Source organism: Citrobacter sp. Cb004, from assembly GCF_030337065.1.
GTDB classification, from domain to species: Bacteria; Pseudomonadota; Gammaproteobacteria; order Enterobacterales; family Enterobacteriaceae; genus Citrobacter; species Citrobacter braakii.
In genome coordinates this window covers 1-16,313 of the sequence record NZ_JAOWCH010000057.1, presented here as the reverse complement: position 1 = coordinate 16,313, position 16,313 = coordinate 1, and the positions used below count along the sequence as shown (strand labels likewise).

General features: G+C 50.1%; 14 protein-coding genes. 11 read left to right on the top strand and 3 right to left on the bottom strand.

Translation table 11 applies throughout. The features are described 5' to 3' along the window. Window positions 1-63: 63 nt before the first annotated feature. The 6 genes from OGV65_RS12145 (at window position 64) to OGV65_RS12120 (ending at window position 6,960) form a co-directional block, all read left to right on the top strand. On the top strand, window positions 64-483 hold the full coding sequence (locus tag OGV65_RS12145) for a translesion error-prone DNA polymerase V autoproteolytic subunit (RefSeq protein WP_016153176.1): 420 nt from the start codon (window positions 64-66) through the stop codon (window positions 481-483). 2 nt (window positions 484-485) lie between these two features. Next, a complete protein-coding gene (locus OGV65_RS12140; RefSeq protein ID WP_029139549.1) occupies window positions 486-1,754 on the top strand; it encodes a Y-family DNA polymerase in 1,269 nt (422 codons plus the stop codon). 278 nt (window positions 1,755-2,032) lie between these two features. Further along, window positions 2,033-3,334: an AppA family phytase/histidine-type acid phosphatase gene (locus OGV65_RS12135; protein WP_200079969.1), complete on the top strand. Its 1,302-nt coding sequence runs from the start codon at window positions 2,033-2,035 to the stop codon at window positions 3,332-3,334. Window positions 3,335-3,675: 341 nt separating this feature from the next. Then, window positions 3,676-3,951: a metal/formaldehyde-sensitive transcriptional repressor gene (locus tag OGV65_RS12130; protein WP_003833178.1), complete on the top strand. Its 276-nt coding sequence runs from the start codon at window positions 3,676-3,678 to the stop codon at window positions 3,949-3,951. Window positions 3,952-3,983: 32 nt separating this feature from the next. After that, a complete protein-coding gene (locus OGV65_RS12125) occupies window positions 3,984-5,102 on the top strand; it encodes an S-(hydroxymethyl)glutathione dehydrogenase/class III alcohol dehydrogenase (protein ID WP_016153173.1) in 1,119 nt (372 codons plus the stop codon). Between the two features lie 169 nt (window positions 5,103-5,271). Further along, on the top strand, window positions 5,272-6,960 hold the full coding sequence (locus tag OGV65_RS12120) for a methyl-accepting chemotaxis protein (protein ID WP_286455000.1): 1,689 nt from the start codon (window positions 5,272-5,274) through the stop codon (window positions 6,958-6,960). Between the two features lie 45 nt (window positions 6,961-7,005). Here the strand turns inward: OGV65_RS12120 and pcaQ are convergent, their stop codons facing one another. Beyond that, complete coding sequence (gene pcaQ / locus OGV65_RS12115; protein ID WP_003020288.1) at window positions 7,006-7,929, bottom strand: pca operon transcription factor PcaQ; 924 nt, start codon at window positions 7,927-7,929, stop codon at window positions 7,006-7,008. Window positions 7,930-8,158: 229 nt separating this feature from the next. Between pcaQ and OGV65_RS12110 the strand changes: the two genes are divergently transcribed. The 4 genes from OGV65_RS12110 (at window position 8,159) to OGV65_RS12095 (ending at window position 12,766) form a co-directional block, all read left to right on the top strand. Further along, window positions 8,159-9,061: a manganese-dependent inorganic pyrophosphatase gene (locus OGV65_RS12110; protein ID WP_286454999.1), complete on the top strand. Its 903-nt coding sequence runs from the start codon at window positions 8,159-8,161 to the stop codon at window positions 9,059-9,061. Between the two features lie 120 nt (window positions 9,062-9,181). Then, window positions 9,182-10,525, top strand: coding sequence for a 2-oxoadipate dioxygenase/decarboxylase HglS (gene hglS, locus OGV65_RS12105; protein ID WP_016156596.1), 1,344 nt, complete (start codon window positions 9,182-9,184; stop codon window positions 10,523-10,525). 193 nt (window positions 10,526-10,718) lie between these two features. Then, complete coding sequence (locus tag OGV65_RS12100) at window positions 10,719-12,374, top strand: glucan biosynthesis protein D (RefSeq protein WP_029139548.1); 1,656 nt, start codon at window positions 10,719-10,721, stop codon at window positions 12,372-12,374. Between the two features lie 167 nt (window positions 12,375-12,541). Continuing rightward, window positions 12,542-12,766, top strand: a complete 225-nt coding sequence (locus tag OGV65_RS12095) for an HP1242/YdcH family protein (RefSeq protein WP_003833168.1) — start codon at window positions 12,542-12,544, stop codon at window positions 12,764-12,766. 208 nt (window positions 12,767-12,974) lie between these two features. Here OGV65_RS12095 and OGV65_RS12090 read toward each other — a convergent pair whose 3' ends face one another. Then, window positions 12,975-14,006, bottom strand: a complete 1,032-nt coding sequence (locus tag OGV65_RS12090; protein ID WP_286454998.1) for a fimbrial protein — start codon at window positions 14,004-14,006, stop codon at window positions 12,975-12,977. 4 nt (window positions 14,007-14,010) lie between these two features. After that, complete coding sequence (locus OGV65_RS12085; RefSeq protein WP_286454997.1) at window positions 14,011-14,892, bottom strand: fimbria/pilus outer membrane usher protein; 882 nt, start codon at window positions 14,890-14,892, stop codon at window positions 14,011-14,013. A 25-nt stretch (window positions 14,893-14,917) separates the two neighbouring features. Between OGV65_RS12085 and OGV65_RS12080 the strand changes: the two genes are divergently transcribed. Next, a protein-coding gene (locus OGV65_RS12080) for an IS3 family transposase (protein ID WP_155849795.1) occupies window positions 14,918-16,281 on the top strand; the annotation gives its coding sequence in 2 pieces (ribosomal slippage) (window positions 14,918-15,395 and window positions 15,395-16,281; 1,365 coding nt in all). The last annotated feature ends 32 nt before the right edge of the window (window positions 16,282-16,313 follow it).

Genomic DNA, 16,313 nt, shown 5'->3' with positions numbered 1-16,313 from the left:
ACTTGATTGCTGCTCTTATTAAAACTACTGTATATAAACACAGTAAATGAGAGGCAGATTATTATGTTGTTTTTCCAGCCTGCGGAACGCCGCGAAATTAAACACTTTCCGTTATTTAGCGATCTTGTGCCCTGCGGTTTTCCATCTCCTGCACAGGACTACGTTGAGAAACGTATCGACCTCAATGACCTGCTGGTACGGCATCCCAGCGCAACCTATTTTGTTAAATCATCTGGCGACTCTATGAGGGGGGCAGGGATCGGCGAGGGCGATTTACTGATTGTCGACAGCGCCAGAAAACCTGCCCATGGAGACATCGTTATTGCCGCCGTTGAGGGCGAATTCACCGTTAAACGCCTGCAATTACATCCGGTTGTGATGCTGAAGCCAGAGAACAGCGCCTACGCGCCGATCATGATTAGCAGCGAGGACACGCTGGATATATTTGGCGTGGTGACATTTATCATTAAAGCAGCGGGCTGATGATGTTTGCACTGGTGGATGTTAACGCGTTTTATGCCAGCTGTGAGTCGGCATTCCGGCCTGATCTGAAAGGGAAGCCCGTTGTCGTTCTTTCAAACAACGATGGCTGCGTTATTGCCAGCAGCGTAGAGGCAAAGGCGCTTGGCGTTAATATGGGCGCTCCGTACTTCAAACAGAAAGATCTGTTCAGGCGCTATGGCGTGTTCTGTTTTAGTTCGAACTACGAACTGTATGCGGATATGAGCAGCAGGGTGATGTCGATTCTGGAGGAGTTGTCGCCACGCGTGGAGATATACAGTATTGATGAAGCCTTTTGTGATTTAACGGGCGTGCGAAACTGCAGGGATCTTACGGATTTTGGTCAGGAAATCAGAGCAACCATTTTGCAGAAAACACGTCTCACGGTTGGGGTCGGTATCGCTCAGACCAAAACCCTGGCCAAACTGGCGAACCATGCGGCCAAAAAGTGGCAGGAACAGACGGGCGGAGTCGTGGATCTCTCAAATATTGAACGCCAGCGTAAGCTGATGGCAGCACTCCCGGTTGATGAAGTCTGGGGCATCGGACGCCGTATCGGCAAAAAACTGGACGTTATGGGTATTAAAACGGTTCTCGACCTGGCGGATACCGATATTCGCTTCATTCGTAAACATTTCAGCGTCGTGCTTGAGCGAACCGTCCGGGAATTGCGTGGTGAACCTTGTCTGGCGCTGGAAGAGTTTGCGCCGGATAAGCAGGAAATTATCTGCTCAAGATCGTTTGGTGAAAAACTCACGGATTACAACGCCATGAGAGAGGCCATTTGCACCTATGCTTCACGTGCTGCGGAAAAGCTGCGCAGAGAACACCAGTACTGCCGGTTTATCTCTACGTTTATCAAAACCAGTCCGTTTGCCCTGAATGAACCTTATTACGGTAACAGCGCATCGATAAAACTGCTGACGCCAACTCAGGATAGCCGGGACATTATTACAGCAGCCACGCGCAGCCTGGACGCCGTTTGGCGAGAGGGGCTACGTTATCAAAAAGCGGGCGTTATGCTGGGGGATTTTTTTAGCTCTGGCGTTGCACAGTTGAATCTTTTTGATAATAACGCCCCGCGGCGTAACAGCGATAAATTGATGGACCTACTGGATACTCTTAATGCTGAAAAGGGGAAAGGAACGCTCTACTTTGCCGGGCAAGGGATACAGCAGCCGTGGGCGATGAAGCGAGACATGCTTTCACCACGTTATACAACGAGATACAGTGATTTGCTGCGGGTAAATTGATAGTCAAACAAGGCTTCTGCCCACCTTATTTATACCGGATCAATTATCCTTTCAATGACAGGACGTTGTAAATTGCCAACGATTCCATAACCTTGGATACCTTTCCAGTGCGGCTAAATTAGCGCTCCTTTAATACTTAGATAAGAGACAAAGTTGATATTCAAAAAGTTGGATTGTTGTGAACTCAGGAGTAGGATTATTTCTATCTGATAGAACCAGTTATCGAACTGGCTTATACGAGTTGTTTGTTTTTCACTTACGAAAAGGTGGTGCTGGTAATGAGTACATTCATCATTCGTTTATTATTTTTTTCTCTCTTATGCGGTTCTTTCTCAATACATGCTGAAGAGCAGAACGGTATGAAACTTGAGCGGGTTGTGATAGTGAGTCGTCATGGAGTAAGAGCACCTACGAAGTTCACTCCAATAATGAAAGATGTTACACCCGATCAATGGCCACAATGGGATGTGCCGTTAGGATGGCTAACGCCTCGTGGGGGAGAACTTGTTTCTGAATTAGGTCAGTATCAACGTTTATGGTTCACGAGCAAAGGTCTGTTGAATAATCAAACGTGCCCATCTCCAGGGCAGGTTGCTGTTATTGCAGACACGGATCAACGCACCCGTAAAACGGGTGAGGCGTTTCTGGCTGGGTTAGCACCAAAATGTCAAATTCAAGTGCATTATCAGAAGGATGAAGAAAAAACTGATCCTCTTTTTAATCCGGTAAAAATGGGGAAATGTTCGTTTAACACATTGAAGGTTAAAAACGCTATTCTGGAACGGGCCGGAGGAAATATTGAACTGTATACCCAACTCTATCAATCTTCGTTTCGGACCCTGGAAAATGTTTTAAATTTCTCACAATCGGAGACATGTAAGACTACAGAGAAGTCTACGAAATGCACATTACCAGAGGCTTTACCGTCTGAACTTAAGGTAACTCCTGACAATGTATCATTACCTGGTGCCTGGAGTCTTTCTTCCACGCTGACTGAGATATTTCTGTTGCAAGAGGCCCAGGGAATGCCACAGGTAGCCTGGGGGCGTATTACGGGAGAAAAAGAATGGAGAGATTTGTTAAGTCTGCATAACGCTCAGTTTGATCTTTTGCAAAGAACTCCAGAAGTTGCCCGTAGTAGAGCCACACCATTACTCGATATGATAGACACTGCATTATTGACAAATGGTACAACAGAAAACAGGTATGGCATAAAATTACCCGTATCTCTGTTGTTTATTGCTGGTCATGATACCAATCTTGCAAATTTAAGCGGGGCTTTAGATCTTAACTGGTCGCTGCCCGGTCAACCCGATAATACCCCTCCTGGTGGGGAGCTTGTATTCGAAAAGTGGAAAAGAACCAGTGATAATACTGATTGGGTTCAGGTTTCATTTGTTTATCAGACGCTGAGAGATATGAGGGATATACAACCGTTGTCGTTAGAAAAACCTGCCGGCAAAGTTGATTTAAAATTAATTGCATGTGAAGAGAAAAATATTCAGGGAATGTGTTCGTTAAAAAGTTTTTCCAGGCTTATTAAGGAAATTCGCGTGCCAGAGTGTGCAGTTACGGAATAAGTAACTAATTATTATATATATAGCGTATTAAAAAATAGAAACCCCCGGTTTGTAGTCGGGGGTATTCGTATTGATCATAATTACATGAGTCTTTCAATTGCCTGTTCTTTGCGAGTGACAATCCAGTTACGCTGCTCCAGAAAAAATCCGGACTGTTCAGCGATGCAGAATACATCGACAAAGCGCTCGGTGTTGCGGCTCTAAAACCGCTTTACACGGTGATATGCCCACATATGTCTAAATGTGCTGTTTGTGCAACTCATTAAAGAATAACAAGTTATTAATTTTACAATTAGTTAAAAAGACTGATAGTATACCCCCCTATAGTATTTGGAGGGCGTATGCCGCATTCACCCGAAGATAAAAAACGCATTCTCACCCGTGTACGCCGTATTCGCGGTCAGGTTGATGCGCTTGAGCGCGCGCTGGAGTCCGGCGAGCCGTGTTTGGCTATCCTGCAACAAATTGCCGCCGTGCGCGGCGCGTCCAATGGCCTGATGGGCGAAATGGTTGAGATCCACCTGAAAGACGAACTGGTCAGCGGGGAAACAACCCCAGACCAGCGTGCCGTGCGCATGGCTGAAATCGGCCATCTTCTGCGTGCTTATCTAAAATAACACCATCACCTCGCAATAATGGGAAGAGACAAATGAAATCACGTGCAGCAGTTGCATTCGGCCCTGGCCAACCGTTAAAAATTGTCGAAATCGATGTCGCACCGCCAAAGAAAGGTGAAGTGCTGGTTAAAATTACCCACACAGGCGTGTGCCATACTGATGCTTTTACGCTCTCAGGCGACGATCCGGAAGGGGTTTTCCCGGCGGTGCTCGGCCATGAAGGTGGCGGCATTGTGGTTGAAGTGGGTGAAGGCGTTACCAGCCTGAAACCGGGCGATCATGTGATCCCGCTATACACCGCAGAATGTGGCGAGTGTAAGTTCTGTAAATCGGGTAAAACTAACCTGTGTCAGGCCGTACGTGCGACCCAGGGCAAAGGTCTGATGCCGGATGGCACAACCCGTTTCTCGTATAACGGCGAGCCGATTTATCACTATATGGGCACCAGCACCTTCAGCGAATACACCGTTTGCGCGGAGATCTCTCTGGCGAAGGTTAACCCGCAGGCTCCGCTGGACAAAGTGTGTCTGCTGGGGTGTGGCGTGACCACCGGTATCGGAGCGGTCCATAACACCGCAAAAGTGAAAGAAGGTGATACCGTCGCCGTATTTGGTCTGGGCGGTATTGGCCTGGCGGTGATTCAGGGCGCGGCGCAGGCGAAAGCCGGGCGTATTCTGGCCGTTGATACCAATCCGGAAAAATTTACGCTGGCAGGTGAAATGGGCGCGACCGATTTCATCAATCCGAAGGATTACGACAAACCGATTCAGGATGTGATTGTCGAGCTTACCGATGGCGGCGTGGACTTTAGTTTCGAATGTATCGGTAACGTTAACGTGATGCGCGCGGCGCTGGAATGCTGCCATAAAGGATGGGGCGAAAGCATCATTATTGGCGTGGCAGGAGCCGGACAAGAGATCAAAACGCGTCCGTTCCAGTTGGTTACCGGGCGTGTCTGGCGCGGTTCCGCATTTGGCGGCGTGAAGGGTCGTACTCAGCTTCCTGGTATGGTTGAAGATGCGATGAGCGGGAAAATTCAGTTGGATCCGTTTATTACCCACCGTTTACCGCTGGAGCAGATTAACGACGCGTTCGATTTAATGCATCAGGGTAAATCCATCCGTACCGTTATCCACTTTGGCGATAACTGATTCATTGGCCAGCGGATTTCACCGCTGGCACTTTCCTGAATTTTTTAGAATTATGTTGTGAAAGTGTGACGAATCCGGCGCTTTTCACGGTAAGTAAACTTCCCGGATTGCCGATGACTATCTAACGGGCGTGTTTTCACGCATAAACCCTACAAGAGAGTCGACGGTCATGGACAACACTACATCGATGCAAGCCCAGCATAAACTGGGCTTTCTGCATCAAATCCGGCTGGTTCCGCTGTTTTCCTCCATTCTCGGTGGCATCCTTCTGCTGTTCGCCTTAAGTTCCGGGCTGGCAAGCTATTTTCTTATGCAGGCCGATCGCGATCAGCGCGACGTGACCGATGAGATTCAGGTCAGGATGGGGTTATCTAACAGCTCTAACCACTTGCGTACCGCGCGTATCAACATGATCCACGCCGGCGCGGCGAGCCGTATTGCCGAAATGGATGACATGAAGGCCAATATCGCCGAGGCAGAAAAACGGATTAAGCAATCGCAGGACGGTTTCAATGCTTATATGTCACGCGCGGTAAAAACGTCTGCCGATGAAGCGTTAGACGCTGAACTGAGCGCCAGCTTCAAAGCCTATACCGACGGCTTACAGCCGATGCTGAAGTACGCTAAAAACGGCATGTTTGAAGCGATCATCAACCATGAAAATGAACAGGCCAGACCGCTGGACTCTGCGTACAACAAGGTGCTGTTAAAGGCGATCGACATTCGTACCACCAGGGCGAATCAGTTAAGCGAACAGGCGCATCAGCGTACACAGCTTGGTATGGCTTTTATGCTGGGCGCATTCGTTCTTGCGCTGGCGCTGACCGTGATGACGTTCATTGTTCTGCGTCGTACCGTCATTCATCCTCTGTTGCGTGCCGCCCAGCGCATTGAGCAAATTTCAGCGGGGGATCTGACCATGCCGGAGGAACCGACCGGGCGCAGCGAAATTGGTCGCCTGAGCCGCCATTTGCAAACAATGCAACGTTCGCTGGGGAAAACGGTAGGCACGGTGCGTCAGGGTGCGGAAGAGATTTATCGCGGTACCAGTGAGATTTCGTCGGGGAACACCGATCTGTCTTCACGTACCGAACAACAGGCTGCGGCGATTGAACAAACGGCGGCCAGCATGGAAGAGTTGACGGCGACGGTGAAGCAAAACGCCGACAACGCGCATCATGCGAGCAAGCTGGCAGAAGATGCCTCCGGTAAGGCCAGTCGGGGCGGTCAGATGGTTTCTGGCGTGGTCAAAACTATGGGCAATATCTCAACGAGTTCGAAGAAAATCTCCGAAATCACAGCCGTTATTAACAGCATTGCTTTCCAGACCAATATTCTGGCGCTGAACGCAGCGGTTGAAGCGGCGCGGGCAGGAGAGCAGGGCCGTGGGTTTGCCGTGGTTGCCAGTGAGGTGCGCACGCTGGCAAGCCGCAGCGCTCAGGCGGCAAAAGAGATTGAAGGATTGATCAGCGAATCAGTCCGACTGATTGACCAGGGCTCCGGAGAAGTGGTCGCTGCGGGCAATACGATGACGGATATTGTCGATGCGGTAAAACGCGTCACCGACATTATGCTGGAAATTGCGGCGGCCTCTGATGAGCAGAGCCGGGGTATCGTCCAGGTGAGCCAGGCAATTTCAGAAATGGATAAGGTAACGCAGCAAAATGCCTCGCTGGTTGAAGAAGCCTCTGCCGCAGCGGCATCGCTGGAAGAGCAGGCGGCGCGCTTAACGGAAGCTGTTGGCACATTCCGTTTAACAGGGACAAGTGCTATTAAACGCGCGCCTGTGACGACAAAGCCTGACCATTCACGCCCGCAGGCGGCAACTGCCAGTGGCGATAACTGGCAAACGTTTTAACAATAAAATCAATTAAGGGACCTGATGGTCCCTTAATTTTTGGCATCAAAACGGTACAGTTTTGCGTATTGCGGCGATCAGGATCTGCGCGGCCTGAGAGAGCTGCACATCGACACGGGTAAGAATACCGATGGGTTCACCCGCACCGTGGGTGGGTATCGGCAACGACACCAGCGTCGCCTGGCGTAAATCTTCTCTAACTGCGCCTGAAGGGACAAACCACACATAGTCGTAATCGACCGTCAGTTGGCGGGAGAGCGATGCTGACAGCGTTTCAATACAGCCCGGCGGCATTTTGCAGCCCTGACTTTGCAACAACGCCTCTGCGTGCTGGCGAGGGGCGGTTCCTTTTGGTGAAACCACCACCGGCCACTCCATCACCCGACTCAGTGTGATGGTTTCCTGCAACAACGGGTGGTTAGGGCGCACGACCAGTTTGAGCGATTCCAGAAATAACAGCTCGTAGTTCAGACCAACCATCAATTCCGGATCGGCCATACGGCCAATGCCGAGATCAATTTCCCCTGACTTTAAACCCGCCAGGATCATGGGATTGCTCATGGTGGCAACCTGCAGCGTGGTCTCCATTTGCTGCTTATGGAACGGGCCAATGACCGCCGGCAGAATGCCCAGGGCCGCGGTGGGTAAGGCGCCAATCCGTACGACATCCGTCTGTGACTCTTCGCGCTGGTTTAAGGCTTGTCCGGCGGTGTTGAGCGCATCCAGCACTCTGACTGCGTGGGTAAGAAACTGTTCTCCGGGCAGCGTTAATTGTGCGCCAAGACGGCCACGCTCAAAGAGCCGGGTACCGGTCAGTTGCTCCAGTTCATTCAGCGTTTTGGAGAGGGCTGGTTGGCTCAGGTTAAGGGTCTCAGCCGCGCGGCCCAACGTTCCCTGCTGTGCAACGGCGACAAAAGTATGAAGGTGGCGCAAGCGAATGCGCTGATTGAACAGAACATTTTTTTCCATAAGCGATGTTAAAAACAGAGTCGTATCGGTGACAAGTGAAGTTGTTCGATTTTGATAACTTGATAGCAAAATATTATTAACATTTATCCTATTTTACTTACAACTGATTTATTTTGCTTATGTTTTGTACAGCGCAGCCGGGTGGTGGGATCATGGAAAGAATCCGTCCAGTCGATATACTTTCGTTAGTGTTTGCTTTTGAACCATTCTCTTCACAAGGCACTGATTAATGATAGATGTAATAGGGCACCTTAACCCCGATAGCGATGCCATTTGTACCGCCGCCATGACGGCGCGTTGGCTTACTTTACGTGGCCAGCAGGCGACGGCATGGCGTCTGGGCGAACCTAACCGCGAAACGCAATTTATCTTTGAGCATGCGGGACTGACGATGCCCGAACGGCTGACGTTTGAACTGACCGATCGTGATGTGTGGCTGGTCGATTTCACCGAGCCTGCCCAGGGGCCGGCATCGCTGGCAGAAAGTAACGTCGTGGGAATTATCGATCATCACCGACTCGGTGGATTAGTCACTCGTCTGCCACCAGAAGTGTGGGTGAAGCCAGTTGGCAGCAGCGCGACGCTGTTATGGCAACTGATGACGGAAGAGGAGCGCAGCCAGTTGTCTGCCGCTGAGGCCGTTTTATTGCTGGGTGCCGCATTGAGTGACACTGTCACGCTTCGTTCGCCAACAACCACCTCTGACGATCGTCTGGCGGTGGAGGCCCTGGCCCAAAAAACCGGTGTGGATCTCGAGGCGTTTAGTCGCGACCTGCTGTTTGCTAAAACAAGCGTGGAAGGCATGAGCGCCCGCGAGCTTCTGCAGAAAGACATTAAAACCTTCACCATTCATGGACATTCGGTGTGTGTGGCGCAGCTTGAACTGTATGCGCTGCAACAGGTGGATGCGGTGCTGGACGATCTCCGTCTGGAAATGGCGCGCTATGCAGAGGAAAAGAATGCCGCGCTGGTTGTACTGATGCTCACCGATATTAATCTGGGCGACACCAGCCTGTGGTTTACCGGTACAGCGCTGTCAGACATCCCGCAGCCCTGTAAGGTGGAGGGGATGCTCAGCCGTAAAAAACAGATGTTGCCCTGGCTGGAAAGTCATTTAAAACCACGCCAGTAGGTTCTGTTCACCGTCTGTAGGGGTGGGAAATTTACGCGGGGTCACACTTTGTAAATTCTTCCCACCGGAGTCAGCGGCGTTTTCTACACTCCAGGTAATATTCACTGGAGGCATGACATTATGGCGAACACCATCACGGCAGATGAGATTCGGGAACAATTTTCGCAGGCAATGTCAGCAATGTACCAGCAGGAAGTTCCGCAATATGGCACGTTGCTGGAACTTGTCGCTGATGTGAATCTGGCGGTACTGGAAAATAATCCTACGCTGCATGAAAAACTGGCGAATGCAGATGAGCTGGCCCGGCTAAACGTTGAGCGCCACGGCGCCATTCGGGTGGGCACTGCGCAGGAGCTTTCTACGCTACGCCGGATGTTTGCCATTATGGGCATGTATCCGGTGAGTTATTACGATCTCTCCCAGGCCGGTGTTCCCGTGCATTCCACCGCGTTTCGTCCCATTGACGATGCGTCGCTTTCGCGCAACCCGTTTCGGGTATTCACCTCGTTATTGCGGCTCGAATTAATCGAAAACGCCGCGCTACGGCAAAAAGCCGCGGAGATCCTCGCGAAACGCGATATTTTCACCCGTCGTTGTCACGAACTGCTGGATGAGTTTGATGTGCAGGGCAGTTTTACGCCTGAGCAGGCGCAGGAGTTTGTGCAAGAAGCGCTGGAAACTTTCCGCTGGCATCAGCATGCCACGGTCGATGAGGCGACCTATCACGCATTGCACAATGAGCACCGGCTGATTGCTGATGTGGTGTGTTTCCCTGGGTGTCATATCAACCATCTGACGCCGCGTACGCTGGATATCGACCGGGTTCAGTCGATGATGCCGGAGTGTGGCATTGAACCCAAAATACTGATTGAAGGGCCGCCGCGCCGTGAGGTGCCCATTTTATTGCGCCAGACCAGTTTTAAAGCGCTGGAAGAGCCGGTGTTATTTGCCGGTGAAATGCGTGGCACTCACACGGCGCGTTTTGGTGAAATCGAACAGCGCGGCGTGGCCCTGACGCCGAAAGGCAGAGCATTGTACGACGAATTGCTGAATAAAGCGGGAACGGGAAAAGACAACCTGACACATCAGCTGCATTTGCAGGAGGTGTTCAAAGCATTCCCGGACAGCGAATTTCTGCTGCGCCAGCAGGGACTTGCCTGGTTCCGCTACCGGTTGACGCCGTCGGGCGAGGCGCATCGACAGGCGATTCGCCCGGATGACGACCCGCAGCCGCTCATTGAGCGAGGCTGGCTGGTTGCTCAGCCCATTACCTACGAAGATTTTTTACCGGTGAGCGCCGCGGGGATTTTCCAGTCTAATCTGGGGAATGAAACTCAGGCCCGTAGCCACGGTAATTCCAGCCGCGACGCGTTTGAACAGGCGCTGGGGTGTGCGGTTTATGATGAGTTTGCGCTGTATCAGGAGGCGCAAGATCGCAGTAAACGGCGGTGTGGTTTACTTTAATTGAATTTACATGGGATTCGGTCTGTTCCCATCGACATAAAATATTTTCGATTTTGTACAGATAATCGGCGACCAACAATTGGATTATTAATGAATTTTGTCTAGAGTGAGCGGTCAGAAATGTGCACTCTCTTGCCGCTGATTATGGCCGGCGCGGGACCATTTACACGACCAGAAGGACTCACTTTCAGGCATGAATCGCAGACGATTTATTAAAGGTTCAATGGCAATGGCCGCCGTGTGCGGAACCAGTGGTATTGCATCACTCTTTTCCAGCGCCGCCTTTGCGGCAGAGTCTGACATTGCAGACGGAAAAACCGTACGTTTTGATTTTTCCGTTCTGCAATCGATGGCCCATGACTTAGCACAGAAGCCCTGGGGCGGCGCACCGCGCGCGTTACCTGACACGCTGGCCAAACTGACGCCTCAGGCCTACAACAGCATTCAATATGACGCAGAGCAGTCTCTGTGGAACAATGTTGAAAATCGTCAGCTTGATGCGCAGTTCTTCCACGTGGGAATGGGCTTCCGTCGCCGCGTACGCATGTTCTCGGTTGATGGCAGCACGCATATGGCGCGCGAAATCCACTTCCGCCCGGAACTGTTTAAATACAATGATGCGGGTGTGGATACCAAACAGCTGGAAGGGCAGACTGACCTCGGGTTCGCCGGGTTCCGCGTGTTTAAAGCGCCAGAATTAGCCCGTCGCGATATCGTTTCTTTCCTGGGTGCCAGCTATTTCCGCGCCGTGGATGACACCTATCAGTACGGTTTATCGGCCCGCGGTCTGGCGGTAGATACCTACACCGACAGCAAAGAAGAGTTTCCTGATTTCACCTCTTTCTGGTTCGAAACGGTCAAACCGGGCGCAACCTCCTTTACCGTGTATGCGCTTCTCGACAGCCCCAGCGTAACCGGCGCATTTAAGTTCGTGATCCACTGCGAGAAAACGCAGGTGATCATGGATGTACAAAACCACATCTATGCGCGCAAAGACATCAAGCAGCTCGGTATTGCACCGATGACCAGCATGTTTAGCTGCGGCAACAACGAACGTCGGATGTGTGACACCATACACCCGCAAATTCATGATTCCGACCGTCTGGCGATGTGGCGGGGCAATGGCGAGTGGATCTGCCGCCCGCTGAATAACCCGCAAAAACTGCAGTTCAACGCCTATACCGATAACAACCCGAAAGGGTTTGGCTTGCTACAGCTCGATCGCGACTTCTCCCATTACCAGGATATCATGGGCTGGTACAACAAGCGTCCGAGCCTGTGGGTCGAACCGCGTAACCAGTGGGGCAAGGGGACTATCGGCCTGATGGAGATCCCGACGACCGGCGAAACGCTGGATAACGTCGTCTGCTTCTGGCAGCCTGAAAGGTCGATCAAAGCGGGCGATGATCTGGAATTCAAATATCGCCTGTACTGGAGCGCACAGCCGCCGGTGCGTTCACCGCTGGCTCGCGTGATGGCGACCCGAACAGGCATGGGCGGCTTCCCGGAAGGATGGGCGCCGGGCGAGCACTACCCGGAAAAATGGGCGCGACGTTTTGCTGTTGATTTCGTCGGTGGCGATCTAAAAGCCGCAGCGCCGAAGGGTATTGAACCGGTGATTACGCTCTCCAGCGGTGAAGCGAAACAGATTGAGATCCTTTACGTGGAACCTATCGACGGTTATCGCATTCAGTTTGACTGGTATCCGACCTCTGACTCAACCGATCCGGTAGATATGCGTATGTTCCTGCGTTGTCAGGGCGACGCCATCAGTGAAACCTGGCTGTATCAGTACTTCCCGCCAGCGCCGGATAAACGTCAGTACGTTGACGACCGCGAGATGCGTTAATCACTCCCTTTACGGCTCTCCGAATGGGGAGCCGTATCTGTAATCCTCTTCACAACCATTCTGTACACTATTTACTCGATCCCGTTCGCATTTTTCTGTAAGTCAAGTGGGTACTCTGGAGGTGTGTATTTCTTATACACGTTCTTTTCCACTAACAGGGAGAAAGTATGTTTCCAGAATACAGAGACCTTATTTCCCGACTGAAATCCGAGAACCCTCGCTTTCTGTCCTTATTCGAAAAACACAACAGCCTTGATCATGAGATCTCCAGACTGGAAGGTTCGGATGGTCGGGGGTATAGTTTGGACATTGTTCGCCTTAAGAAACAGAAACTCCACCTGAAGGAAGATCTGCTCAAAATATTGCAAAAAGAGAGTGTCAGTGAGAGCTAAGTAAAACGGCGCTTGCTGTGTAAAAGGGCTTCCAAAAGGGAGCCCTTCCTGTTTGAGGGGAAATCATCCAGAACGCACCTGCTTGTTGTCTTCAGATAATTGACATTTCGAACACCAGCGTCTCGCCTTCGTCACGTTAGTCTGAGTGTTTCATTGTTTACCGAGCAATACCATCCCATAACCTGAGGCAGATTTGCCACCTCTACAATTATGGAAATGACAGATAAAAAGTGGCTTCTGCGTCGGCTTTACCACCAGTTACTTCATTTTCAGTCTGAATATACTGTGCGCTAAACGGAAGGGATACCTGGGATTGTTGCACATCACTCACCTGTAGCGTGTAATCAGGTTGGTTAAATGTTATGGCATTCTTATTTTTATCAAGTATCTGGACCCCTAATCCTGTTGCTGAATTATCTTGATCTGTCAATTTTAATACTTTACTACTCCCATTTTGCGTATTACCTTCGAAACGTAATGCTACGCTAGTCCCTTCATCACAGGTGAGGTCAATATTAAAATCTACGGGGGTAGAGGTGGAGTTAATTCCTTTAAAGGTGGTTTCTGCATTGATACCAGAAGCTGGAGATAAGGAGACAGGAATATCAGGTGTATTAATATTACACGTAAGTGCCTTTATATCCAGAAACGTATTACTAAAAACCATAGAAAAGCCAAGGAGATCATCCCACGAGATCCCCACATCACTAAAGCGTGAAAAGTCAATAGTACCACTATGTAGTTCACCGATAACTTGCACAATAATTCTGAAGTTTCCCTGTGTAGTGAAACTATTCCCTGCATGTGCAATGCTTCGTCTTTTCGGGTATTCTAAACAGTAGGTGCTTGGTTTATTATAAGACGATTTTAGATCGTAGTAGATTTTAATTCCTAAGCCAGAGTCTGAGCCATCAGTGAGTAGTAATTTATACAAACAAACATCGCCACCCACCTGAGGGGCAGGGAGTGTCGCAAATCCTTCGCTATAGTTCTGAGTGCCAGAATCACAAACTATATTGCCTGAGATTGTAGAGTGTTGATAATTATCATACAGAATGGTATTAACAGGAGTATTTTTATCAAGTGATGTTCCCAGAGTTAAATTCTCGAATGCAACTGTTGCGGGTCCACCGTTACTGAAGTTACATTCAGCATGGCAAAGTGACCAAGGGAAAATACTGGCTAAAAATAAAAGAAGTAATATTTTTCGGCGCATGTTGGTTTTTCTTGGTATTTTCATAATGTTAATCGCAATTGAGAGATGTAATTAATAGTTGAGTCGCGTTTTTCACATCGTGAAAAAGCGTCGGCAATAAAACAATTCGACAGGATTGATTAGCGGATTTACCCCATTTAACCAGCCAGGTTTGATTAGCCTGTGTACCGGAGAGATAAGCCTGTCCATGTTGTCCAACTAGCGTAGAAAATTGACCATCATCGGAGGTGACAACCGCCCCAAAGGGTATGTCTTTGCCCGCATGTGTTAGCGTCAGTAGCATTCTTTGACCGAGGCGCGGGGAAAAATTAGCGACGACCATCGCGCCTTCAGTGGGGATCACTTCCTGTACGGGATCCTGGATTTCAGCATCTGCCGGTAACGTTTGTGGATTGATCGCTACCCGGTTGCGTTGAAACGCTGAAGCATAAGGTACGATGGAATAACCCCGCCAGTCGGTGTAAATAGCGTTGCCACGGTTTACACCAAGTCCTTCAGTCTCGGGAGCGCGAATCAGAATTGAAGCATCACCAAGCGATTGTGCAAGCGTCACCCCATAAGGGTGAAGAACCATTGCTCCTTGAATACCATAGTTCAATCGTTGATAGTCATGACCGTAGCTCCAACCCCCATTGATCGTTCCTTTGCTGGTGCGGTAGCTCATAGAGGCATTTCCACCATAGCCTTGCCCCTGATTACCGTGACTTTGTTGCAGGTTATAGCTGAGATTATTATCTTTCAGTGCCGTACCGTTAAGCGCCACACTATTCAAAGAACGACCGTCATTACTGTTGTTATTGCTATAACTGACATGTGCTCCAGGTAACCATTTGTCCAGCGGTATGCTCATGGACAATGAGAATTGTTGATCGCTGCCCGTGTTATGGACTGCACCCCAAAAGTTGGACACCCAACTGACTAAGGTGCAGTTTTTTATGGCAAAGCCAAAATATTCCCTCGAAACCAGATTAGCTGTAGTTAATCATTACCTTGCCGGACTCGATGGCACACATCGTACCGCTGAACGTTTTGGTGTTGAAAGAACATCGGTGCGACGCTGGGTAAGAGCCTGGCAACTTCACGGTATTGATGGTATTACCTGGAAAAATGACCGCCATTCACCGTCGTTCCGTATTGCTGTAGTCCGGACTGTACTCGCTGAAGAACTTTCCATGCGCGAGGCCGCCGCACGGTTTAATATCTCAACCGAAACCGTTGTCCGGCACTGGGTTAATGTTTACCAGGATGCTGGTGAGAAAGGACTTCTGAGGATAAAACAGGGCCGGAGCAAGGACATGAAAAAACCTAAAAAATCATCTCCACTTACCGATGCTGCACTGGAAACGTTATCGCCCGAAGAACTACGGGCTGAACTCCGTTACCTGCGTGCAGAGAATGCCTACCTAAAAAAGCTGAAGGCCTTAGTTCAAAGCGAGAAAAACGGCAAAAAGCCGCAATAATCAGTGAGCTAAGGCTGGAGTATGCGCTCAGTGATCTTCTGCGTGCCGCGGGTATGTCCCGCAGCACGTGGTATCACAATATGAACGCGCTAAAGCGCATGGACAGGCATGCCGGACTGAAAGATAAAATAAGAGAGATTTACCACTATCACAAAGGACGTTATGGCTACCGCAGGATCACGCTCTCGCTGAAAAAACAGGGGCTGCTGGTGAACCATAAAACAGTGCAACGACTGATGGCAGAGCTGTCGCTCCGGTCCCTGATAAGGGTGAAGAAATATCGTTCCTGGAAAGGCGAAACTGGCAGGGCAGCGCCCAATATACTGAACCGGAACTTCGGCGCGTCAAAAGCCAACGAAAAATGGGTGACAGATGTTACTGAGTTCTCGGTACAGGGTAAAAAGCTGTACCTGTCACCGGTTCTTGACCTGTTTAACCGGGAGATTATCTCCTACAGCCTGTCGGAAAGGCCGGTGATGGAGATGGTTAATACGATGCTGCACGATGCGTTCCTGAAGCTCAGCCCGGAAGATAGCACGCTGCTGCACTCGGATCAGGGTTGGCAATATCGAATGGAAGGTTATCAGGCCAGGTTAAAGGCGAAGGGCATGACGCAGAGTATGTCGCGTAAAGGTAACTGTCTGGACAATGCGGTGATGGAGAACTTCTTCGGGACGCTGAAATCGGAATGTTTTTATCTGAGTCAGTTCAGCAGTGTCAGCGAACTAAGGAAAGCGATAGAGAGCTATATCCATTACTACAACAACGAACGAATAAGCCTGAAATTAAAAGGCCTGAGTCCGGTAGAATACCGAACCCAGGCTCTGAAAGCCGCTTAACATGAACTGTCCAACTTTATGGGGTCAGTCCA